The 23,588-nt window shown below is 41.5% G+C and carries 27 protein-coding genes; 26 read left to right on the forward strand and 1 reads right to left on the reverse strand.

Translation table 11 applies throughout. From position 1 onward, the window contains the following. Positions 1-85 precede the first annotated feature (85 nt). The 16 genes from aroC (at position 86) to TV75_RS00230 (ending at position 14,447) form a co-directional block, all read left to right on the forward strand. On the forward strand, positions 86-1,258 hold the full coding sequence (gene aroC / locus TV75_RS00155; RefSeq protein ID WP_044336328.1) for a chorismate synthase: 1,173 nt from the start codon (positions 86-88) through the stop codon (positions 1,256-1,258). Between the two features lie 3 nt (positions 1,259-1,261). Further along, the gene (aroB, locus tag TV75_RS00160; protein WP_044336330.1) at positions 1,262-2,344 is read left to right on the forward strand and encodes a 3-dehydroquinate synthase; all 1,083 of its coding nucleotides are present in this window, start codon (positions 1,262-1,264) and stop codon (positions 2,342-2,344) included. Positions 2,345-2,421: 77 nt separating this feature from the next. Next, positions 2,422-2,787: a chorismate mutase gene (aroH, locus tag TV75_RS00165; RefSeq protein ID WP_044336332.1), complete on the forward strand. Its 366-nt coding sequence runs from the start codon at positions 2,422-2,424 to the stop codon at positions 2,785-2,787. A gap of 37 nt (positions 2,788-2,824) precedes the next feature. Next, positions 2,825-3,925 (forward strand): histidinol-phosphate transaminase, encoded by a 1,101-nt coding sequence (hisC, locus tag TV75_RS00170; RefSeq protein ID WP_044336334.1) that lies wholly within the window; start codon positions 2,825-2,827, stop codon positions 3,923-3,925. Positions 3,926-3,996: 71 nt separating this feature from the next. Further along, the gene (locus tag TV75_RS00175) at positions 3,997-5,100 is read left to right on the forward strand and encodes a prephenate dehydrogenase (protein ID WP_044336336.1); all 1,104 of its coding nucleotides are present in this window, start codon (positions 3,997-3,999) and stop codon (positions 5,098-5,100) included. 12 nt (positions 5,101-5,112) lie between these two features. Further along, complete coding sequence (aroA, locus tag TV75_RS00180; RefSeq protein ID WP_044336338.1) at positions 5,113-6,405, forward strand: 3-phosphoshikimate 1-carboxyvinyltransferase; 1,293 nt, start codon at positions 5,113-5,115, stop codon at positions 6,403-6,405. Between the two features lie 275 nt (positions 6,406-6,680). Beyond that, entirely contained in the window at positions 6,681-7,430 is a 750-nt protein-coding gene (locus TV75_RS00185) for a hypothetical protein (protein ID WP_172655595.1), read from the forward strand. Between the two features lie 35 nt (positions 7,431-7,465). After that, the gene (locus tag TV75_RS00190; protein WP_044336342.1) at positions 7,466-8,725 is read left to right on the forward strand and encodes a tetratricopeptide repeat protein; all 1,260 of its coding nucleotides are present in this window, start codon (positions 7,466-7,468) and stop codon (positions 8,723-8,725) included. Positions 8,726-8,855: 130 nt separating this feature from the next. Further along, positions 8,856-9,395 carry a ReoY family proteolytic degradation factor gene (locus TV75_RS00195; protein ID WP_044336344.1) on the forward strand — a complete coding sequence of 180 codons (540 nt, stop codon included), beginning with the start codon at positions 8,856-8,858 and terminating at the stop codon, positions 9,393-9,395. Positions 9,396-9,568: 173 nt separating this feature from the next. Next, positions 9,569-10,033, forward strand: a complete 465-nt coding sequence (locus TV75_RS00200) for a YpiF family protein (protein ID WP_044336346.1) — start codon at positions 9,569-9,571, stop codon at positions 10,031-10,033. A gap of 140 nt (positions 10,034-10,173) precedes the next feature. Then, positions 10,174-10,683: a ubiquinol-cytochrome c reductase iron-sulfur subunit gene (locus tag TV75_RS00205; RefSeq protein ID WP_044336348.1), complete on the forward strand. Its 510-nt coding sequence runs from the start codon at positions 10,174-10,176 to the stop codon at positions 10,681-10,683. Between the two features lie 13 nt (positions 10,684-10,696). Next, positions 10,697-11,371 (forward strand): menaquinol-cytochrome c reductase cytochrome b subunit, encoded by a 675-nt coding sequence (gene qcrB, locus TV75_RS00210; protein WP_044336350.1) that lies wholly within the window; start codon positions 10,697-10,699, stop codon positions 11,369-11,371. A 48-nt stretch (positions 11,372-11,419) separates the two neighbouring features. Then, a complete protein-coding gene (locus TV75_RS00215; protein ID WP_044336352.1) occupies positions 11,420-12,190 on the forward strand; it encodes a menaquinol-cytochrome c reductase cytochrome b/c subunit in 771 nt (256 codons plus the stop codon). 75 nt (positions 12,191-12,265) lie between these two features. Next, positions 12,266-12,850 carry a DUF1405 domain-containing protein gene (locus tag TV75_RS00220; protein ID WP_367379301.1) on the forward strand — a complete coding sequence of 195 codons (585 nt, stop codon included), beginning with the start codon at positions 12,266-12,268 and terminating at the stop codon, positions 12,848-12,850. 65 nt (positions 12,851-12,915) lie between these two features. Then, entirely contained in the window at positions 12,916-13,707 is a 792-nt protein-coding gene (ypjB, locus tag TV75_RS00225; protein WP_044336356.1) for a sporulation protein YpjB, read from the forward strand. Positions 13,708-13,766: 59 nt separating this feature from the next. Further along, positions 13,767-14,447, forward strand: coding sequence for a zinc metallopeptidase (locus TV75_RS00230; RefSeq protein WP_044336358.1), 681 nt, complete (start codon positions 13,767-13,769; stop codon positions 14,445-14,447). An 81-nt stretch (positions 14,448-14,528) separates the two neighbouring features. On the opposite strand, the gene TV75_RS00235 is transcribed toward TV75_RS00230, so the two are convergent. Then, complete coding sequence (locus TV75_RS00235; RefSeq protein ID WP_044336359.1) at positions 14,529-15,398, reverse strand: YitT family protein; 870 nt, start codon at positions 15,396-15,398, stop codon at positions 14,529-14,531. 161 nt (positions 15,399-15,559) lie between these two features. Between TV75_RS00235 and TV75_RS00240 the strand changes: the two genes are divergently transcribed. The 10 genes from TV75_RS00240 to panD all read left to right on the forward strand — a co-directional run bounded on the left by TV75_RS00240 (position 15,560) and on the right by panD (position 23,485). Next, on the forward strand, positions 15,560-15,913 hold the full coding sequence (locus TV75_RS00240) for a nucleotide pyrophosphohydrolase (protein ID WP_044336361.1): 354 nt from the start codon (positions 15,560-15,562) through the stop codon (positions 15,911-15,913). Then, positions 15,900-16,670: a 4-hydroxy-tetrahydrodipicolinate reductase gene (dapB, locus tag TV75_RS00245; RefSeq protein ID WP_044336363.1), complete on the forward strand. Its 771-nt coding sequence runs from the start codon at positions 15,900-15,902 to the stop codon at positions 16,668-16,670. Before TV75_RS00240 ends, dapB begins: the two co-directional genes overlap by 14 nt. 12 nt (positions 16,671-16,682) lie before the next feature. Beyond that, positions 16,683-17,090 carry a methylglyoxal synthase gene (gene mgsA, locus TV75_RS00250; RefSeq protein ID WP_044336365.1) on the forward strand — a complete coding sequence of 136 codons (408 nt, stop codon included), beginning with the start codon at positions 16,683-16,685 and terminating at the stop codon, positions 17,088-17,090. 1 nt (position 17,091) lies between these two features. Beyond that, positions 17,092-17,793 (forward strand): bacillithiol biosynthesis deacetylase BshB1, encoded by a 702-nt coding sequence (bshB1, locus tag TV75_RS00255; protein WP_082051081.1) that lies wholly within the window; start codon positions 17,092-17,094, stop codon positions 17,791-17,793. A 4-nt stretch (positions 17,794-17,797) separates the two neighbouring features. Continuing rightward, the gene (gene bshA / locus TV75_RS00260; protein WP_044336367.1) at positions 17,798-18,919 is read left to right on the forward strand and encodes an N-acetyl-alpha-D-glucosaminyl L-malate synthase BshA; all 1,122 of its coding nucleotides are present in this window, start codon (positions 17,798-17,800) and stop codon (positions 18,917-18,919) included. 45 nt (positions 18,920-18,964) lie between these two features. Continuing rightward, positions 18,965-20,161, forward strand: a complete 1,197-nt coding sequence (locus TV75_RS00265; RefSeq protein WP_044336369.1) for a CCA tRNA nucleotidyltransferase — start codon at positions 18,965-18,967, stop codon at positions 20,159-20,161. Beyond that, a complete protein-coding gene (locus TV75_RS00270; protein WP_044336372.1) occupies positions 20,146-21,129 on the forward strand; it encodes a biotin--[acetyl-CoA-carboxylase] ligase in 984 nt (327 codons plus the stop codon). The genes TV75_RS00265 and TV75_RS00270 overlap by 16 nt, the downstream gene beginning before the upstream one ends. A 274-nt stretch (positions 21,130-21,403) precedes the next feature. Next, complete coding sequence (gene panB / locus TV75_RS00275) at positions 21,404-22,243, forward strand: 3-methyl-2-oxobutanoate hydroxymethyltransferase (protein WP_044336374.1); 840 nt, start codon at positions 21,404-21,406, stop codon at positions 22,241-22,243. Further along, the gene (gene panC, locus TV75_RS00280; protein ID WP_044336376.1) at positions 22,240-23,109 is read left to right on the forward strand and encodes a pantoate--beta-alanine ligase; all 870 of its coding nucleotides are present in this window, start codon (positions 22,240-22,242) and stop codon (positions 23,107-23,109) included. Before panB ends, panC begins: the two co-directional genes overlap by 4 nt. Then, positions 23,102-23,485, forward strand: coding sequence for an aspartate 1-decarboxylase (gene panD, locus TV75_RS00285; RefSeq protein WP_044336378.1), 384 nt, complete (start codon positions 23,102-23,104; stop codon positions 23,483-23,485). Before panC ends, panD begins: the two co-directional genes overlap by 8 nt. Positions 23,486-23,588: the final 103 nt, after the last annotated feature.

Raw genomic sequence — 23,588 nt, forward strand, 5'->3', positions numbered from 1 at the left:
TTTTTAAACTTAAGGACTAGGAAATGACATAAACTCTATGTTATATTGGTACATAATTCTTTAACGAGTTGAAGGGGGAAAGTAAATGAGATACTTAACATCTGGAGAATCACATGGACCACAATTAACGACCATCATTGAAGGCCTGCCTGCTGGAATGCCTTTAGCAGAAGAGGATATCAATGAAAACCTGGCAAGAAGGCAAAAAGGGTATGGTCGTGGTCGAAGAATGCAAATCGAGAAGGACCAGGCCTCCATTGTTGGGGGAGTAAGACATGGATATACTCTGGGATCTCCTTTAGGACTGGTTGTGGAGAATAAAGACTGGACTCACTGGACGAAAGTAATGGGTATCGAAGCTCTCGAGCCTGGAGAAGAAGAGGAGGTAAAGAGAAAGATTTCAAGGCCAAGACCGGGGCATGCAGATCTGGTTGGTGGCATGAAATATGGACATAGGGACCTGAGGAATGTATTAGAAAGGTCGTCAGCAAGAGAAACGACTGTTAGAGTGGCGGCAGGAGCCGTTGCCAAAAAATTGTTAAAGCTATTAGGTATCGAGGTTGTCGGGCATGTTCTTGAAATTGGTGGCATTAAAGCAGAGAAACTACACTATGATTCTATCAGTGAACTCAAGCATATAACCGAAGAATCTCCGGTAAGATGCCTGGATGAAGAAGCGGCACAAAAAATGATGGACTTAATAGATCAGGCTAAACAAAATGGAGACTCCATTGGTGGGGTTGTGGAAGTCATCGTAGAAGGTATGCCCCCAGGAGTAGGAAGTTACGTTCATTATGATCGCAAACTTGATGCGAAGATTGCCATGGCAGTGATGAGTATAAACGCATTCAAAGGGGTCGAATTCGGCTTAGGATTTGAAATGGCCCGAAAACCTGGAAGTGAAGTTCACGATGAGATCGCGTGGAGTGAAGAAGAAGGGTACTACCGAAAGACGAATCGTTTAGGCGGATTTGAAGGCGGTATGACGACTGGAATGCCAATCCGAGTAAAAGGCGTCATGAAGCCCATTCCTACCCTTTATAAACCATTGCAAAGCGTGGATATTGAAACGAAGGAGCCATTTAAAGCAAGCATCGAGAGATCGGATAGCTGTGCGGTACCGGCTGCCAGCGTAGTGGCAGAAGCCGTAGTTGCATGGGAGCTTGCATCTGCAATTGTAGAGCAATTTCACAGTGATCAATTCGATAAGCTTTCTGAAGATATCAATAGACAACGACAAGAGTCAAGGGAGTATTAATGAATGAAACATGTAACCATTCAAACTGCTTCTAAAACGTATGAAGTGAAAATTGGAGTAGAAATGACGAATGAAATTGTTTCTTTTATTAAAAAGACCTTTCCTGCTATCTCTAAATTATGGATCATTGCCGATAAAGAGGTCTACAAGCTTCATGGAACAGCTTTCTCAGAGATTTTAAGTCAATCGTATGAAGTGACGACTTATGAGGCTCCTAATGGCGAACACGCGAAAAGCTTTGCCGTTTATGAAGAAGCCATCACACATGGCCTTAAAAACCATATCGATCGAGGGTCCTTGGTGATAGCATTCGGAGGAGGGGCAATCGGTGATCTTGCTGGTTTCGTCGCTTCCACCTATATGAGGGGAATCCCATTCATAGGTGTCCCTACAACGATACTGGCTCATGATAGTGCTGTTGGGGGGAAGGTTGCGATCAATCATCCCCTGGGTAAAAACATGGTAGGGCAGTTTTATCAGCCTGAAGGTGTGTTTTTTGATTTAGATTATTTTACAACTTTACCTAGAACTGAAGTGCTATCCGGGTTTTCAGAAGTGATCAAGCATGCTTTTTTATCCGATCGAACCTTTTTACAAGAATTAATGCATTCGTTCCATTCTCCGGAAAAAATGGAAAAGGAATTCTTAACGGATTGCCTAGTGAAAGGGATTCGTGTAAAAGGGGATATTGTTTCAAAGGACGAAAGAGAGTCGAATATACGAGCTTTTTTGAATTTTGGACATACGTATGGGCACGCTGTTGAAAGTGCCAGCGGGTACGGAAATCGCACTCATGGTGAATCGGTAATGATCGGGATGATCTTTGCTCTCTATCTTAGTGAACAGTATTGCGGACTTTCATTTAATCTACAAGAATTCATTAAATGGGTCACTACACTTGGATACAATCTAAACATTCCATCTCATATTACATTTGACAGATTATATGAGGGAATGAGGCATGATAAAAAGTCCCAATACGGAAATCCTGTTTTTGTGTTATTGAAGGATATTGGCGAGCCATTGATGGTGAAGGTATCTGAAGGGGATTTAAGACGGGCAGATGAGTTTATCAGGCAGTTGTAAAGCCTACTCTGGATTTAATAAAACCCGCAAGAACATAAAAAGAGTGTTTAATCAAAGGAGAAAAAGGGAGTGGAAGAATGATCAGGGGAGTTCGAGGCGCCACTACGACGGATTGTGACAATGAAAAGGAAGTTCTCCTTTCAACTGAAAGTCTCTTAAAAGAAATGATTTTACATAATAATATTATGGCAGAGGATGTTGCATCAGTATTTATTTCTGCCACGAGTGATATTAAGAGCGTATTTCCTGCTAAAGCATTAAGAAGGTTCGAAGAATGGAAATATGTACCCGTTATGTGCATGCAAGAGTTGGATATCCCTCAAGGATTGTCATACTGTATTAGAGTGATGATTCACTATAATACTTCAACATCTCAGAAAGACATACAACATATTTACATGAAAAATGCAGTCAGCTTACGTCCTGACTTGAAAGATAACTAGCCTCTCTTTGATGAAAACGTCTGAAAGGAAGTTAAACATGAAGTGGAAATCTCAAATTCAAAATCTTAAAGCATATCAGCCCGGGAAAACGATGGATGATGTGAAAGAACTATTCAATCTCGAGAAAGTAGTGAAGCTTGCTTCCAATGAAAATCCATTTGGATGCTCAAAAAAGGTGGAAACCTTTTTAAGAACAAACGCTTTTTCACATGCCATTTATCCCGACGGCTACGCTAAAGAATTGCGTATGAAGGTGGCTGAACAGCTATCTGTTGGCCCTGGACAATTACTGTTCGGGAATGGTTCAGATGAAGTGATAGAGATCATATCAAGAGCTTTATTAGATGGTGATAAGAGCACGGTAATGGCGAAACCGACCTTCCCTCAGTATAAGCACAATGCTATTGTTGAAGGAGCGGAGGTAAGAGAAGTTCCCCTTGATCCGGCTGGCAGACATCAGTTAACCCAAATGCTTGCTGAAGTTGATGAAACTACCTCAGTCGTTTGGCTTTGTTCACCAAATAATCCAACAGGGGAGTATATTCGCAGTGAAGAGCTCATCTCATTTCTGGATGCTGTTCCCGCACATGTATTGGTCGTTTTGGACGAAGCCTATTATGAATATGTCGTGGCCGAAGATTATTATGATTCATTGGAATTATTAAAATCGTACCCTCAATTATTAATTACACGTACTTTCTCAAAGGCTTACGGATTAGCAGGCTTTAGGGTAGGATTCGGAATTGCGAATGAAGATGTGATTAGGAAGTTAGAACCGATCCGTGAACCGTTTAATAATAATTCTTTAGGTCAAGGAGCCGCAGCCGCAGCGGTTGAAGATCAGGAATTTATCAGAGAATGCAGGGAGAGCAATCGAAAAGGATTGGAACAGTATTACCAGTTCTGCCGGGAACACGGTCTGAACTTTTTTCCATCACAGGCAAATTTCGTGTTAATCGATTTCGGTGTCAGCGGTGATGATGTATTCCAATACTTAATGAGTAAAGGATACATTGTGCGTTCCGGAGAGGCTCTGGGGTATCCTAACTCTGTAAGGGTAACTGTCGGCTCTCATGATCAAAACGAAGAGGTTATTGAAAAAATGAAGGAATTTTTAGTCCTTCAAAACGGAGTGTAAAAAGGAAAGAGATGGTCGGAAGGGCTTCGAGCCCTTACCGACTTTTTTCAAATCATATGAGGGGGACAATTATGAAAGGGACGGTATTGGTCATTGGCATGGGATTAATCGGAGGATCATTGGCGCTCTGTATAAAGAGCGAACACCCCGATGCTAAAATCATTGGCCATGATGTTAATCATAAAGAATTACGTTTGGCGAGGTCACTGGGAATTATCGATGAAATGACTCTTTCCTTACAGTCTGCTGCTGAAAAAGCGGATCTCATCATCATTTCGACTCCAGTCTATCAAACTGAAAGAATCATTGAACAATTTCAAACATTCTCCTTAAAAGAAACGGTTCTAATCACCGACACAGGGAGCACGAAAGAACAAATTATGAAGTGTTCCGAATTGTTGACTTCAAAAGGGTTTCAATTTATTGGTGGTCATCCAATGGCGGGTTCTCATAAAAGTGGTGTCGCAGCAGCAAAAGAAATCTTATTTGAGAATGCCTTTTATATGTTGACTCCCAGTCCCGATGCTTCTGACCAAAAAGTGGAAGAGCTTCAAAAGTGGCTGAAAGGAACCAATGCCAAATTTCTGATCGTAGAACCAAAGGAACACGATGAATTAACGGGTACGATTAGTCATTTTCCACATATTGTTGCCGCTTCTCTTGTTCATCAGGCGAAAGAATCCTCTGTACAGCACCCATATTTGCGTCGATTGGCTGCTGGCGGGTTCCGTGATATTACACGGATTGCCTCGTCAAATCCGACAATGTGGAAGGATATCACGCTTCAGAACAGAACGGTGTTGCTTTCTCTCCTCAAACAATGGAAAGCTGAGATGGATGAGGTAATGACCATCATCGAAGAGAACGATGCACAGAAAATTTTTGATTATTTTAGTGAAGCGAAAACCTTTAGGGATGATCTTCCAATCCTTGAAAAAGGGGCAATCCCCTCATTCTATGATCTATTTGTGGACGTTCCGGATTATCCGGGGGTGATTTCTGAAGTTACAGCTTACCTCGCTCATGAAAACATAAGCTTAACAAACATTAGAATCCTGGAGACGAGGGAAGATATTTACGGAGTATTAGTCATTAGCTTTCAAACACTGGAAGATAGAGAAAGAGCTCTAAACTGTTTAAAAGAAAATACGGGCTATGAATTATTCTTAGGATAAAGGGTGATAAGGATGGAAGGAAAGAAGATATTAATAAACCCCCGAAAAGGTCTAAATGGAGAACTGCAGGTTCCTGGGGATAAATCTATTTCTCACCGGGCTGTTATGTTTGGTTCGGTTGCTGAAGGAAAAACGGTTATACATAATTTTCTTATGGGAGAGGATTGTTTAAGTACAATCGAATGCTTCCGTAAGTTAGGTGTAGACATTCAAGTGACAGAGGAGAAAGTAATTGTTCAGGGCGAAGGGTGGGATCATTTAACAGAACCACAGGACATCCTGGATGTAGGGAACTCGGGTACCACTACTCGTCTTATCATGGGGATTTTGGCAGGAAGACCATTTCATTCAGTCCTTATTGGGGATGACTCGATTGCAAAACGCCCAATGAAAAGAGTAACGGAACCATTGAAGAAGTTTGGGACAATAATAGATGGTCGTTCTGAAGGTAACTATACTCCATTATCGATTCGGGGAGGGAACCTCAAAGGGATTCACTATTCATTACCTGTAGCCAGTGCACAGGTGAAATCTGCCCTGATTTTAGCAGGACTACAGGCTGAAGGAATAACTGAAATTGAAGAACCGGAAAAAACGAGAAATCATACAGAAAAAATGATCATCGAATTTGGGGGTCATATCGAGCGGCATGGAGATACAATCAAAGTGAAGGGCGGTCAGGTTTTGAAAGGGACTGAAGTTTATGTCCCAGGGGATATTTCCTCAGCAGCCTTCTTTATGGTAGCTGCTGCCATCGTACCTGATAGCAGAGTGCTACTGAGAAATGTCGGTCTTAACGAAACCCGCGTAGGAATTGTAGAAGTGATGAAGCGAATGGGTGCATCCTTAGAAATAATGGAGAGTTCGAAAGATGGTGAACCGATAGGTGACATCCTGGTGGAATCTTCCGATCTTACTGGCATTGAAATAGGGGGGGACCTGATTCCTTCGTTAATTGATGAAATTCCTGTTATCGCCTTGTTAGCTTCCCAGGCAAAGGGGAAGACAACCATTAAGGATGCGGAGGAGTTAAAGGTTAAGGAAACAAATCGTATCGATGCCATTGTTCAAGAGCTCGGGAAGCTTGGGGCTGACATTCGAGGAACGGATGACGGGATGATCATTGAAGGGAAAACGCCATTGCATGGCGGTGAGGTTCATTCCTGGGGTGATCACAGGATTGGTATGACACTGGCTGTAGCTTCTTTAATAACGGATTCTGACGTCTATCTTGAAGGAGCGGGTGCAGTGAACATTTCGTATCCAGCTTTCTTTGAGCATATAAATCATCTGATAAAGAAATAATGTACATGAACTCTTGAGGGAGGTGTTTGGACTGGGGTTTAGTCCTTTCACCTCTCCTTTTATATGAATGCATAGCATGATTTCACCCCTTCTTTCATAGCTTGTCTATAAAGGAAGGTGATGACGAATTGAGCACGTACATTATTGAAAATGCGAATTGGGTTAAAGATTCCAAAGTCACTCAAACCTCTTTGCTGGTTAAAGACGATAAAATATCGGCCATTAGAGACAGCTTTTCATATTATCGCTACATGAGGATGGATGTTTCATCTTTCATGATGACTCCTGGACATGTCATGTGTGATTTAGAGGTACCTATAGGGAAGGATTTCCTTTCAATCAAGAATTATTACGTAGATGAATTTATCAATAAAGGGTGTACCACAGTCCTGACGGCATTTGATTTAAAGTACGAATTTGAATTCCTATCTAAATTAAATGAACGCAAAACCTCCTTGCTTAACAGTCCTCTTGACTACACAATAGGATTAAAAACATCCGCAAATCTTATCACTCCAACGATTATCCGGTCATGCAAAAGACATAAGATTCCTGTCGTCTGGGTTAACATTGACGAAATAGAAACATTCAAGGAAATTCGCTGGGGATGGATCAAAGGTTTTTTATACGATTACCCTATTACTTTTGTCCCTTTTTTTACGACAAACATAGACAAAAAAACAAAAATAAAGCATCTTAAAATATGGCAAAATTCGATGGGAAACGAGAAAATCCCTCATCTTTCAAATGAAATTACTCAAAAAGAACCAATGTCTTTAGAGAAACTGAAGAAAATTGGAATTTACCCCCTTAGAGGAAATTTTTTAGTAGGTGGAGAAATAAGTTATAACCTCTATATGAAAGTCGAAGAGGAGGGTGTTGAGCCCTTACCGTTTCAAACCGGTCGTCATGTGCTAAAATGTACAATGAACAAAGGAAAATATTATTACTTAAATGATAGAGGCTATTTTTATCCTGGGGCGGGTGAAGAACTAATCATCCAAACACCGGGGTACTTTATTTAAATGAATATAAGCTTTTTTATAGAAAGGGATTGACCATGTCATACGCTGAACGAATGTTATCTTCTTTAGAAGAAGGAAAATTGGAAGAAGCACAGAAAGAGTATAAGCAAGCATTGAAATTTGGAAGCCATGAAGAGAAATTCAGCCTGGCTGAAGAATTACACCATTTAGGGTTTCTTGATGAAGCAAAAGAATTGTATGAAAATCTCCTTCAGTACTATCCGGGCGAGGGAGAGCTCTTGGTTGAACTTGCAGAAGTGCTGGTGGAAATGGATAACGAAGAAGAAGCAATAAACAAACTTGCAGAATTGGATGAAAAAGATCCAATCTACCCAAGAGCATTGCTTCTCTTGGCAGATTTATATCAAATCCAAGGCTTATTTGAAGTAAGTGAACAAAAGCTTTTACAAGCCAAGAGGTTATTACCCGATGAGCCCGTCATTGATTTTGGCCTGGGGGAACTATATTCCGAAACAGGCAGGTTCCTGGAAGCAATAAGGCACTATCAAACTCTTATCCAGAATGGGACCACTGAGATTGGTGGTACAAATGTTCATCAAAGATTAGCAGAAGCTTATAGTGTGGGAGGAGCCTTTGAAGAAGCTTTGACACATTATGAAAAGGCACTTGAGGATCATCTTGAAATAAATACTCTGTTCGGTTACGCCTTTACCGCTTATCAGGCTGGTTTCTACGAAAAAGCCATTGAAAAGTTTGTTTCCGTTAAGGAGTTAGACCCTGAATATCATTCGGTGTATTTATTATTAGCGAAATCATATGAGCATGAAGAAATGCTGCAGGAAAGCATTGAAACCATACAAGAAGGCGTAAAGCAGGATGAATACAACAAGGAACTGAATTTGTTCGGTGGAAAGATTTCCTTGAAGCTTGGATTAGAGAGTGAGGCAGAAGCATTTTTAAGGGAAGCCTTAGCATTAGATCCCGGTTATGTAGAAGCAGCTTTGGTCATTAATAAATTATTCTTTACACAGGACCGATTTGATGATGTATTGGAAATTGCCCAGATGCTTACGGTCGAAGGGGAAGAAGAGCCTCAAATCAATTGGGACCTCGCCAAGGCTTATGAAGGGCTTGAACAATATAATCATGCATTAAAACAATACCGTATTGCATATACTTACTTTAAGAATCATCAAGAGTTTTTACTAGAGTACGGACAATTTTTAGTAGAAGAAGGACTCAGAGGTGAAGCGATAGAAGTATATGAACACCTGATTGAAATGGATCCTTCAAATGACGAGTGGCAGGAGTTAATTGAAAGATTACAAGACTGATCGACGTCGGTGGTACAAAGGGAATTGACTGGTGTGTAAGCACATGAGAACACCTTAGAGTAGCTAACGTTTTTAAATTGTCAAAAGGAAAACGGACCTTATAAAAGGATTCTGCAGAGGAGGGAAAACCATGACCACCCCTGTTTCTGTCAACGAGAAGAAAGAATTTATTCGCTGGTTTCTGAACCGATATCAATTAAAAAGAAGAGAATGTGTATGGATACTGAATTACCTGATGAGTCATGATCAATTAATGAAAAAAGTTCATTTTGTGGAAGAGTCCCAGTACTGCCCCAGGGGGCTTGTGATGTCCACACATTGTGTTGAGGATGTGCCATTCCGCTTTTATAAAGAAAATATTATGACAACAGATGCAGAAAAGTCATTTCACGACATTCGTTTAAATAAAGACGAAGATATTTACATTCAACTGAACTTCAGTAAGGCAAATTCAAGTTATCAATTTGCAGCGGTACTTGAAGAAAATCCGTTTATGCCAAAGTATTTATTGATTAATGAAAAAGACAGGATTGTGGCTGAGCAGTTTCTTAAAGACAGTTTGCAAACCTTTCAACGTGATCGGTTGCTGAAGGCCATTGATCAGGCACTTGATACGGGTGATGAAAAGTCCTTCAAGAAATTAACAAAAGAATTGAACAGCTTAAGCTAAAAGATCGAATGAAGAGAAAAAGACATCTCTTCATTCGATTTTTTTATTGAATAGTTAGATAGGAAAAAGGATTATGGAACATAATAAAATCAAAAAGTGAAATCGCTTTTAACAGGGAGTTATAAAGTGATATGATGGGAAGTGAAAAATGAAAGACGAAACGAGGGTTTTACATGAATTGGAACGTAAAAGATATTGAAGTTTTTGAATCTGAAAAAGAATACATAGATACTGCTGTCATTCCGATTGTTCCTGTTGATTTTGGGAAGGATATCAAAGTATCTGCAGCACAATCCGAATTTATAACTCTACTCACCTTTCACCTTGAAAGACAATTCAAAGGCAGGATGATCATGACGCCGCCATTTACGTATGTAATGACTGCCTCAAGGGCGGAAGAGGTTTCAAGATTAACCCAGTGGGCAGAGGAATTAAGTGCAAGCGGAGTGAAACATACGTTCTTTCTGACATCGGACAGTGAGTGGAAAAAGGTAGAGGGGGAATTGCATGACCGCCTGATCTGGGTGCCCTCCATACCGCTTGAGCATTTAGAGGAACAGTACAAACATTCCATCATGGAAGATCAGGTGAAGCAACTCTTAAATGTGATTGTACAAAAATGGCAAAAAAATTCATAAAAACTTCACATTGTGTCCATCATTTAGATTAGAGAGTTATTGACCTTGTATAGAGTTTAATATATCATAGTTATGTCCTAGTTTTATATTTGTGCGAAATATGTCCGATGGACTTACCTTACGATAGAGGGGGGAAAAGGATGAGCAAACATCGTGTATCTAGACGTCAATTCCTTAACTATACACTTACGGGTGTAGGCGGTTTCATGGCGGCAGGAATGTTAATGCCGATGGTTCGATTTGCTGTAGATCCAGTATTAAAAACTTCAGCTGCTGGAGAATTTAAAGCGACAAAGCAAAAAGTTTCAGAGTTAACGAATGAACCAGTACGTGTCGATTTCTCTTATGAACAAAAAGATGCGTGGTACACATCAGAAGTAACACAAACTGCATGGGTTTATAAGAACAAAGAAGGAAATGTTGTTGCTCTTTCACCAGTATGTAAGCATCTTGGATGTACTGTTAACTGGGCGGGCGACAAGAGTAACCCAAACAAGTTCTATTGCCCTTGTCACGGTGGACTGTATGAGAAAAACGGGAAGAATGTTCCTGGTACACCACCGACAGCACCGTTGGATGTATATCCAACAAAAGAAAAAGACGGTATTTTATACCTTGGACAACCTGAACCAAATAAATATGTTAAGTAAGGGGGCGTAATCTGTGCTGAACAAAATCTATGATTGGGTTGACGAGCGTTTGGACATTACGCCTTTGTGGCGCGATATTGCGGACCACGAAGTACCTGAACATGTAAACCCGGCGCATCACTTTTCAGCGTTTGTTTACTGTTTTGGTGGTTTAACATTCTTCGTTACCGTAATTCAAATTTTATCTGGAATGTTCTTGACAATGTACTATGTTCCAGATATTAAAAACGCTTGGGAATCTGTGTATTACCTGCAAAATGAAGTTGCATTTGGACAAATTGTCCGTGGAATGCATCACTGGGGAGCTAGTTTGGTTATCGTAATGATGTTTTTACATACACTACGTGTCTTCTTCCAAGGTGCATACAAAAAACCTCGTGAACTGAACTGGGTTGTTGGAGTACTTATTTTCTTCGTAATGTTAGGACTTGGTTTCACTGGTTACTTATTACCGTGGGATATGAAAGCGCTATTTGCTACGAAGGTCGGTATCGAAATCGCAGCTGCAACACCATTCATTGGTGAGCAAGTGAAGATCTTACTCGCTGGAGATTCTTCTATCATTGGTGCACAAACACTAACGAGATTCTTCGCTATTCATGTATTCTTCCTGCCTGCAGCATTGCTTGGACTAATGGGGGCTCACTTCCTGATGATCCGTAAGCAAGGTATTTCAGGACCACTATAAGATACGAACATATATTAATGAACCTTAAATTAGAAGGAGGGGGACGCTATGCATCGAGGAAAAGGGATGAAGTTTGTAGGGGACTCACGTGTACCTGCAGACAGAAAGCCGAATATTCCTAAAGATTATTCGGAGTTCCCTGGAAAAACAGAGGCTTTCTGGCCAAACTTCTTACTAAAAGAATGGTTAGTTGGAGCTGTTTTCCTAATCGGTTATCTATGTTTAACGGTTGCTCATCCATCACCGTTAGAGCGTGTTGCCGATCCAACAGATACTGGATATATTCCATTACCTGACTGGTATTTCTTATTCTTATACCAATTACTTAAATACACATACGCATCTGGACCTTATAATGTTATTGGAGCATTCATTATTCCTGGAATCGCATTTGGGGCGCTACTACTTGCTCCATTTATCGACGTGGGACCGGAACGTCGTCCAACGAAACGTCCATTTGCAGTAGGATTCATGTTATTGGCACTTGCAGCAACATATTTCTTGACTTGGGAATCAGTTGTGACTCATGACTGGGAAGCAGCGAAGGAACAAGGTAAGATCCAGGCTGAAGTGGATATCGATAAAGAGTCTGAAGGGTATAAAATCTATGCAGACCAGAAGAATGGTTGTATTAACTGTCATGGTGAAAATCTGCAAGGTGGAGCAGGACCTTCTTTAGTTGCAACTGGCCTCTCACCTGAAGAAGTAGCGGATATCGCTAAAAACGGTAAACCACCAGGCATGCCTGCAGGTTTATTTAAAGGATCAGATGAAGAGCTGGACAAACTGGCTGAATTCATCTCTGGGTTAAAAGAATAATAGTGAAAAAGGGCCGGCTTACGTTGGCTCTTTTTTTTCTACTTGGAAGAGAGGATTAAATACATGCTCTGGATCATGTCCATCTTGAAGAACAAAACGTTTATATGGTTGCTTCTCATAGTGAACTTATTTGGGACTATATACGGTTATATATGGTATATCCCTCAACTACGAAATACCCCCTCGCAATTTTTAGTGTTTGTTCCCGACAGCCCGACAGCAAGCCTGTTTTTTTGTTTTGTTCTCATAGCATTTTTACTAAATCGCAATTGGCCCTTAGTTGAAGTGTTAGCCATTATCACGCTATTTAAATATGGGATATGGGCCGTGGTAATGAATTTGTTAACGCTTTGGGTTGCCGGTGATCTACCTTGGGAGGGTTATATGCTCATGGCGTCACACGGAGCGATGGCGGCCCAAGGGATATTGTATTCTTCCTTTTACCGGGTGAAGATCTGGCATATTGTTGCCGGTGGAATCTGGACCATCCATAATGACATAATTGATTACGTCTACATGCAGTTTCCTGTATACTCCAGATTGTATATGTACATACAGCATATTGGGTACTTCACTTTCTGGTTAAGTATTGCATCGATCGCAATCGCTTTTTACTTTACACGAAAAACGAAGCGATTAAATATTCATTCGATGCCATAGTCTTTTTTGGTCTACTCTTGTCCACCCTTTCATAAACTTTACTAGTAGTTTTAGGGGGGACAAGTATGAAATTTATCCAATTCTTTATCGCGCTTTTCTTTTTTCTCATTTTAATACCTCACCCATTAAATGCAGTAGAGTCGACGTCTCCGATGAACGAGCTTGATGAAGTTGCAGACCAGGCCTTGCAAATGACAAAGGCTGGAAGATATGAAGAAGCGAAACATCTACTGGTTTATTTTTCTGATGAATTTGCATCCTTGAGTGCCCAACGGTCTTTTTCAATGGATGAGCTAAGAATTCTCACCATCTCACATAATCTGGCAGTGGAGAGCATCAATCAGACCTCTGCTGACATGGAACAAAAGGTGAACGCCGTTACAAAGTTCCGCCTTGTGATGGATGCTTTAAGCAGTCAATATCAGCCTTTGTGGGTCGAAATGGAAGACCCGATAATGGAGGCATTTAATGGAGTGAAGTCGGCAGCGGAAAATGGAAATGCTGATGAATACCATACCACATTGAATGTGTTTTTATCGAAATATAATATTATCCAACCAAGTATTAAAATAGATATTCCGGTAGAACGCGCTCAAGCGCTGGACGCCAGGATCTCCTACTTGGATCACTACCGGCAAGACGTATTGGATGGCACGGAAACCATGACCGAATTAACATCCTTGGAAACTGACCTTGAGAAGCTGTTTGAGAATAAACAAGAGGATGAGGCGGACCCATCCCTCTGGTGGGTGATCATATCGACGGGCAGTATCATTGTCTCTACATTATCTTATGTAGGTTGGAGAAAATATAAAGGACAAGGTGAGGCAAAAAAGTCAGAGCGCCAAAAAAATTGACAGCGCGGTTATAGCACTATAAAATTTAGGTATCTAAACATCTGGAGGTTATTACGATAATGGCAGGATTTATTATTTACTTTTTACTCATTGCTCTTATTCCAATTGGAGCTCAAATGCGGGTAAAAAGTACGTTCAAGAAATATTCAAGGGTAGCCACTACTTCCGGTATGACAGGCAGGGAAATGGCTAGAAGGATTCTGGACGAAAATGGTTTACACAACGTGAAGGTCGTGGAAGGCAGGGGGTTTTTAAGTGATCATTACAACCCGATTACCAAAACGGTTGCCTTGTCGCCAGATAACTATCACGGACATTCTGTAGCGGGAGCAGCTGTGGCGGCCCATGAAGTCGGCCATGCGATTCAAGATGCTGAAAGCTATGCATTCCTACGATTCCGTCATTCCTTGGTTCCAGTAGCGAACATAGGCTCCAATATGTCCTGGATCTTCTTACTGATCGGGATGTTCACTCAAATGACAGGGATGTTCCTGCTTGGTATCATTCTGATGGCAGCAGGGGTCGTGTTCCAATTGATCACCCTTCCTGTTGAGTTTAATGCTTCTTCCCGGGCTATGAATCAAATTGTTTCACTTGGTCTGATTCGTAATGAAGAAGAACGACATGCACGTAAAGTGTTGAACGCCGCGGCAATGACGTATGTAGCGGCTGCAGCAGTTGCGGTTATTGAATTACTAAGGCTTGTGTTAATCTTTACTGGGATGAATAATGACGATTGATATTAAATAAAGAAGGAGCCGGACTCAAGTGTTGAGCCCGGCTTTTTTTTTGCCTGAAGATCCGTTTAGAGGGTCTGCCTTTTAGTCATGCAAAGGATTTTTATCTGCATCTAACGTAAAGCCTTCACCTAGTACGTCATGCACGACCGTGACGGAGACGAAGGCGTGTGGATCGACGCTCGTGATAATATTTTTGAGGCGGACGATTTCATTTTTACCAACCACGCAGTAGAGCACTTCCCGGTCTTGTTTCGTGAACGAACCATGCCCCCTTAAAACGGTTACTCCCCTATCCATTTTTTCATTGATGACAGTAGCGATTTCTTCATGGCTATCGGAAATGATCATGGCACCTCTGGCTGAGTATGCCCCTTCCTGCATAAAGTCAATGACCCTTGCCGCAACGAATACAGCCACCAGCGTATACATGGCTTCCCTGTATTCCAGATACGTAATGAGAGACGCTCCAATGACAACGGCGTCAAACATAAACATCGTTTTCCCCATGCTCCATCCTATGTACTTATGGGCGAGTCGAGCGATAATATCAACGCCGCCTGTTGTTCCTCCATATCTGAAAATGATCCCAAGACCCACCCCGATAAAGACACCTGCGAACAATGCTGCAAGAAACAAATCGCCTTCGAGGTTGATCGTCATTTGATATCTTTGGAAAATCCATAGAAATACAGAAAGGCTGACCGTACCGAGTACAGTATAATAAAAAGCTTTCTTTCCGAGAAGCTTCCATCCTATGAAAAATAGGGGTATATTTAATGCTAGGTTGGAGTACGACGGATCAATGTCAAATAAAAAATATAGGATAAGTGTGATTCCGGTAAACCCGCCTTCAGCCAGCTTATTTTGGATATTAAAATGAACAAGTCCAAAAGCGAATATAGCTGATCCCAACAGGATGAACAATATATTTTTCAAACGTAATCCAAACAACTGTGATTCCCTCCTTTTATTCGTATTATCTCGTTGACAGAGACATTATATAAGAAGAAAAACAAACTAGCAATGAAGAGTTAATAAATCAAACGTAATATTTGTCAAACGGGAAGGATTTAGCTAACATGATAGGAGATAATGAAGGAGTGTGACTTCTTATGGATAATAAAAAAACGATGGATCAATTACAAAAAGAAGTAGACCAATACATAAGTCAATTTAAAGAAGGATATTTCAGTCCATTGGCAATGGTTGCGAGGCTCACGGAGGAGCTTGGCGAACTGGCGAGAGAAGTGAATCATTATTATGGAGAAAAACCAAAGAAGAATTCAGAGGAAGAAAAAACGATTGAAGAAGAGCTCGGGGATCTATTGTTTGTGGTCATCTGCCTGGCAAACTCCCTCGATATCAGCTTGGAAGAGGCCCACGATCGTGTGATGCATAAATTTAATACAAGAGATAAAAATCGCTGGACAAGAATTGAAAGTGGGGATGAAGATGGAACAAATTAATGTCACGATTGCTGGACCAAGAGGAAGAATGGGGAAAGAAGCGGTTCAGTTAGTAAAGGATACTGAACATTTTACGCTTATTAGTGTGATTGATTACAAAAAAGAAATAGATATAGATGTACCAGTATACGCTGATATCGAAACATGCTTCCAGGCTCAAACACCACATGTGCTTATCGACCTGACAACTCCAGAGGTGGGTTATCACCATACGAAAACAGCACTCGAATACGGTGTCAGACCAGTTGTTGGTACGACAGGTTTTACTACAGAAGAATTAAATGAATTAAAGGTCCTGGCAGAATCAAAGTCATTGGGATGTATCATCGCTCCTAATTTTGCGATTGGTGCAGTGCTCATGATGAAATTTTCCCAGATGGCTGCTAAGTATTTTGACGATGTGGAAATCATTGAATTACATCACGACCAAAAACTGGATGCTCCTTCAGGGACTGCCGTTAAGACAGCCGAAATGATCAGGGAAGTGAGAGAATCGAAGCAGCAGGGGCACCCTGATGAAAAAGAAACACACCCGGGTGCAAGGGGAGCAAATGTTGATGGCATGCACATCCATAGTGTTCGCCTGCCGGGACTGGTCGCTCATCAACAGGTGATGTTGGGAGCGGAGGGTCAGACTTTAACGATTCGTCATGACTCTTTTAACAGGGGAAGCTTCATGTCGGGAGTGAAGGTTTCCGTTGATACTGTCATGAAACTGGATACCCTGGTGTACGGGTTGGAAAATATTTTAGATTAAAGGATGAGTGTTATGAACATCGCATTAATAGCTCATGATAAGAAAAAAGATGATCTGATTCGTTTTGTTTTAGCTTATAAGCCGATAATAGAGAAGCACGCTCTTTTTGCTACGGGAACAACGGGAAAGAGAATCGGGGAAGAAACGGGACTATCTGTCCATCGTTTCCGGTCAGGTCCCCTGGGAGGAGACCAGGAGATAGGCTCCTATATTGCTAATAATAATATGGATCTTGTTCTTTTCTTTAGAGATCCTCTAACAGCTCAACCCCATGAACCGGACGTATCTGCCCTCATCAGACTGTGTGATGTATATTCAGTCCCATTAGCAACCAATATGGGAACAGCTGAAGTACTGGTGAAAGGGCTTGAAAGAGGGGATATCGAGTGGCGAAGTGTGGTAAAGGATAAGGAGGAGTAACGTGGATCAACAAGTTGACATCCTTGCATTCGGAGCTCATGCCGACGATGTGGAGATCGGAATGGGCGGCACCATTGCGAAATATGCAGCTGAAGGAAAGAAGATTGTGATTTGCGATCTGACAGAGGCAGAACTTTCTTCGAATGGGACGGTTTCTTTACGCAAAGAAGAAGCAAGGTCAGCTGCACGCATACTGGGTGCCTGCAAGAGAGAAACCCTAGATATTCCTGATAGGGGAGTTTACATAACAGATGAAAACATTCAGAAAGTGGTTAACATGATCAGAATGCACAAACCGAAAGCGGTATTTGCTCCATATGAAAAGGATCGTCATCCTGATCATGGAAATGCGGCACGCTTGGTTAAAGAAGCTTTTTTCTCAGCTGGAATTAGGAATATCCATTCCACTACCCAGGCTCATAAAGCGGAAAATCTGTATTTTTATATGATCAACGGTTTTCATAAACCTCAATTTGTAGTGGACATCGAGGCGCATATGCATACGAAGATTCGGAGCTTAGAAGCATATTCGAGTCAGTTTACCCAAGGGCCTGAAGGGGTGTCCACTCCTTTAACAGAAGGCTACATTGAAGCGGTTGAAGCAAGGGAGCGAATGATGGGGAAAGAAGCCGGCTTACGGTACGCTGAAGGATTCTTCTCCTATAATACCCTACTATTGCATCAAGATTTGTTAGGAGATTAATGGTATGAAAATGAAAATAGGAATCACCTGCTACCCGACCGTTGGTGGCTCAGGCGTAGTGGCTACTGAACTGGGTAAATTATTAGCAGAGAAAGGCCATGAAATTCACTTTATTACCTCGAGCATTCCATTTCGGTTAAATAAAATGTATCACAACATATACTTTCATCAGGTGGAAGTGAGTCAGTATTCAGTGTTTCAATATCCACCTTACGATATAGCACTGGCGAATAAAATGGCTGAAATTATAGAACGTGAGAACCTGGACATCCTGCATGTGCATTATGCAATCCCACATGCAGTCTGTGCCATTTTGGGTAAACAAATGTCTGGTAAAGATGTAAAGATTGTTACTACCCTGCACGGAACCGATATTACTGTGCTTGGTTATGATCCTTCTTTAACAAAAGCGATTCGATTCGGTATTGAAAAGTCTGATGTGGTCACCGCAGTTTCTTCCGCTTTGGTGAAACAAACCAATGATTTGATCCAACCGGATAAAGAAATTCAAACGGTCTATAATTTCATAGATGAAAGAGTGTATAAGGCAGTAGATTCTCAGCACCTTAGAAATGAATATGGAATTAGGGATAATGAAAAGGTCATTATCCATGTTTCCAACTTTCGTGGCGTGAAAAGGGTAACAGATGTTGTAGCTGCGTTCAATCTTATACAAAACGAGATGCCGGCTAAACTTCTCCTTGTTGGGGACGGACCTGAAATGACGGTGATTTGCAAACAGGTTAGAGAACTTGGATTAGAAGGTCGAGTCCTTTTCCTTGGAAAACAGGATAACTTAGAAGAGCTTTATTCGATCAGTGATATTAAGCTGCTTCTTTCAGAAAAGGAAAGCTTCGGTTTAGTAGCCCTTGAGGCTATGGCTTGTGGCGTACCAAGCATTGGAACGAATGTAGGAGGGATCCCTGAAGTGATCGAGGATGGATACAATGGCTTTATATGTGAAATCGGGAACGTCTCTCAGGTTGCAGAAAAATCGTTGGAATTACTGACAGATGTGAAGCTTCACAAGGAACTTTCGGGAAATGCACTACATACGGCGAGAACAAAGTTTCACTCCAGTAAGATTGTCAAAGAGTATGAACAGATCTACGAAGCGCTTCTATAATAAAATAGTCTGAAGGAAAAGATCTGAGTAAAGCAGGTGTAAAAATTGTTACCGTCTATATTTCAACAAGCCGTACCCGTTTTAAAGAAAATTGAAATGGCAGGGTTCGAAGCTTATTTCGTTGGAGGCTCTGTTAGGGATTACTTGCTGAATAGGCCTATTAATGACGTAGATATCGCTACGTCTGCCTATCCTCAAGAATTAAAGGAGATATTTCCGAAGACGATTGATATCGGCATTGAACACGGAACCCTTCTGGTCGTAGATGAAGGAAGGGAATATGAAATCACTACCTTCAGAACAGAATCAACATATGCTGACTTTAGAAGACCTGATAAGGTGGAATTCATCCGTTCACTGGAAGGGGACCTGGAGCGGCGTGATTTCACGATGAATAGTATCGCCATGGATGGACAGGGTAGGATATTTGACCCTTTTAATGGCCGGGAAGATATACATAACAGGATGATCAGAACAGTGGGATCACCGGATTTGAGGTTTACAGAGGACGCCCTCCGTATGATGAGGGGAGTCCGGTTTGTCAGCCAACTAGGCTTCAAGATTGAGTCTGGTACATTGAATGCTCTAAAGGAGCACTCTAAACTGCTGGAGCATATTGCCGTTGAAAGAAAAACGATGGAGTTCGAGAAGATCGCAGGAGGTAAATGGAAACGAGAAGCATTTATCCTCCTTGTTCGTACCAATCTATATACTGAACTCCCTCATTTTACTCACCATAAAGAAGCTCTTCAAAAGGTTGCGGATCTTCCTCGATTAGAAGACATAAATAAGGACCAGGCATGGTTACTTCTTTTAGCCTTCATTGGGGATACTGATCCCCAGGAATTTCTTAAAAGCTGGAGACTCCCGACGAAAACGGTACGGGATCGTTCGAAGGAGCTTGAAATCCTGCAGTTAAGAAGGAAATCCGGCTGGTCTAAGCCTTTGCTTTATCGTGCGGGTATGGAAGCAGTCATTAACGTTGAGAAAGTCTATGAATGCATAGAATCCATACCGGTTTCTTCTGTAGAAGCGGTGAAGGAAGAATATCAATCTTTAGCGATTACATCCAGACAGCAGCTGGATGTAACAGGAAATGACCTAATGACATGGGCGAACAAAAAGGGCGGTCCATGGCTGAAGGAACGTTTGGCTGAAATTGAAACTGCAATTATAACCGGGACAATCATGAACGATAAAGAAATGATAAGGAGGTGGCTTGAGACATGCAATCGACTATAAAGAAGAAATTGCTTCACGCTTTGTCTGAATCGGATCAGGAATTTTTATCCGGACAAGCGCTGGCTGATATTGCAGGATGTTCAAGAACCGCCATTTGGAAGCATATTGAAGAACTTCGTAAAGAAGGCTTTGTTTTAGAGGCCGTAAGAAAAAAAGGATATCGAATTATTGAGACCCCTGATAGTGTGACAGAAAGTAAGATCCGCTTGGGATTACAAACGAAAACGTTAGGCAGAGTGATCCATTATGAAGAGTCGGTACAAAGTACACAACGGATCGCACATGTGCTTGCTGGCGACGGTGCAGCAGAGGGTACGTTGGTCGTTGCGGACGAACAAACAGCCGGAAGAGGAAGGCTGATGAGAGAATGGCACTCATCAAAGGGAACGGGAATTTGGATGAGTCTGATCTTAAAACCCCTTCTTCCACCCCAAAAGGCACCGCAGTTTACGCTCATTACTGCAGTTGCCGTCGTTCAAGCGATCGAAGAAGTAACGGACCTTCATCCTCAAATCAAATGGCCGAATGATATTCTTATTGACGGAAAGAAAGTGACGGGAATATTGACGGAACTGCAAGCGGAATCCGATAAAATAAATTCCATTATCATCGGTATCGGCATGAATGTGAATCACACGAGGGAACACTTTCCTGATGAACTTCAGACGATTGCAACCTCACTGGCAATTGAACAAGGGAATACCCTTTCAAGATCTGAAATGGTTCAAAAAGTGTTAGAACGAATTGAAGCCTTGTATTCCATCTATATGAAAGAAGGTTTTACACCGATCAAGCTATTATGGGAGAGTTATGCAATCAGTATCGGGAAGAAAATCCGTGCCCGTACCATAAATGGAACGATTGAAGGTAAAGCATTGGGAATAACGGATGAAGGAGTTCTAAAAATCGAAGACTCAACGGGAACCGTTCATCAAATTTATTCAGCGGATATTGAAGTGAATATTTAAGGATAGACGAGGTGGAAGCTAAACGATTGCTTCCATCTCGTTTTTTTATGGTATAATCTCATTGGGCAGTATCCTTGGAACTGCACCCTTTGCACGTTCAGCATTTTAATACAAATTTCTGCCTTGATCCATTGCGGACTGGGACAGAGGGTCGAAACAATGATACTAAACACTTATGATCCTTCTGTCATTTATTCAGGAGGTTTTTTCATTTCTGTTATGAAAGTGCTTTCATTGCGTTTCGTCACCTCTGACTGAAAAGAAGGAGGACATAATGAAACAAACAACAGATTTTCTTAAGATGAAGGATAAGAGAGAAAAGATTTCCATGCTTACAGCCTATGATTATCCAAGTGCCAAGATAGCGGAAGAAGCGGGCATTGATGTCATCCTGGTAGGTGACAGCCTCGGAATGGTTGTATTGGGTTATGACTCAACAGTACCCGTTACAGTTGAAGATATGATCCATCATACGAAAGCAGTAAAAAGAGGGGCCAAAAATACCTTTATCGTCACCGATATGCCGTTTATGTCGTACCACCTGTCCAGAGATGAAACTCTTAAAACAGCGGCTCAGATCCTTCAACAGGGAGGATCCCACGCTGTGAAGGTTGAGGGGGGAGATCATGTGATTGATCGTATTCATTCCCTAACAAGTGCCGGCATACCCGTTATGGCTCATTTAGGCTTAACCCCTCAATCCGTTGGTGTCCTTGGTGGATATAAAGTACAAGGGAAAACAGCCGACACGGCCAAAAAGTTGATCGATGATGCCATAAAATGTGAACAGGCAGGTGCTTTTGCACTTGTGTTAGAGTGTGTACCAAAGCAAATAGCCAAAGAGATTTCAGAAGCCTTGACGATTCCGACGATTGGAATTGGGGCGGGCAGTGAAACCGATGGCCAGGTGTTAGTGTTCCATGATCTTGTAACATACGGAGTGAATCGTGTGCCTAAGTTTGTTAAACAATACAGCAACGTATCAGAAGCCATTCATAGCAGTATAAAAACCTATATAGAAGAAGTTAAAGGTGAGAGCTTCCCGACAGATGACCATTCCTTTACGATGCGTGAGGAAGAATTGGATGCTCTTTATGGTGGAATGAAAAAATGAAAGTGATAACAAAATTATTAGATTTACAGCGTACGATACAACATGAAAAGACTTCCGGGGCCTCTATCGGATTTGTCCCTACAATGGGGTACCTTCATGAAGGCCACTTGACTCTGGTGGAGGAAGCGGGGAAAAACAATGATACTGTCGTGATGAGTATCTTTGTAAACCCCCTGCAGTTCGGTCCGAATGAAGACTTCGACCGCTACCCCCGTGATGTTGAACGAGATACTGAGTTAGCAAAGGATGTTGGGGTTGATATACTCTTTATTCCTGAAGTAGAAGAAATGTACAAAGGGACGCAATCTGTCACCTTGAGTGTGACGGAGCGGGTAGAAGTATTGTGCGGACGAAAGCGGGAAGGTCATTTTGACGGAGTGGTAACCGTTCTGACTAAATTGTTTCATCTTATTCAGCCGACGAGAGCGTATTTTGGGCTGAAGGATGCCCAGCAGATAGCAGTAGTGGAAGGGTTAGTGAGCGATTATTTCTTTCCGGTGGAAATCGTGAGGGTGCCTACCGTCAGGGAAGAGGATGGATTGGCGAAAAGCTCAAGAAATGTCTACCTTTCAGCAGAAGAAAGAAGGGAAGCTCCTACTCTTTATCAAAGTCTGACAGAAGCTAAAATTAGCATTGAAGATGGGGAACGAAATCCCGATGCCATTATTTCTAAGATCTCAAAGAACATCCAAGAAAATACATCTGGGGAAATTGATTATGTGGAAGTGTATACCTACCCTGAGCTAGCGGAATTGACTAGCTTACATGGGGAAATCATTATCGCTTTGGCAGTTCAATTTAAGCAGGCCAGATTGATTGATAATATAATCATCAGTGTAGAACCAGAGGGGGATTTAAATGTTTAGAACGATGATGAGTGGTAAAATCCATAGAGCGACTGTGACGGAAGCGAACTTAGATTACGTTGGAAGCATTACAATCGATCAGGATATATTAGATGCAGTCGGTATGATGGCGAACGAAAAGGTTCAGATTGTAAACAACAACAATGGTGCCCGTTTGGAAACCTATATTATCCCAGGTGAAAGAGGGAGCGGGGTCATATGTTTGAACGGAGCTGCTGCAAGACTTGTGCAAAGAGGTGATATTGTTATCATCATATCATATAAGTTGGTAGCTGAAGAAATGGTTCATGACCATATCCCGAAAGTAGCCATCATGGGAGAAAATAACCGCATCATTGATATGATCGGAACAGAACCGGAAGCAACAATACTATAAAAGAAATCGGCAAGTCTTCTAATTTGTGAATAGGAGACTTGCTTTTTTGTTTATGGTACACTTATTTAGAAATATAAGAGAATGATGTAGGATCTATATAAAG

Source organism: Rossellomorea aquimaris (genome assembly GCF_000935355.1).
GTDB lineage: Bacteria > Bacillota > Bacilli > Bacillales > Bacillaceae_B > Rossellomorea > Rossellomorea aquimaris_B.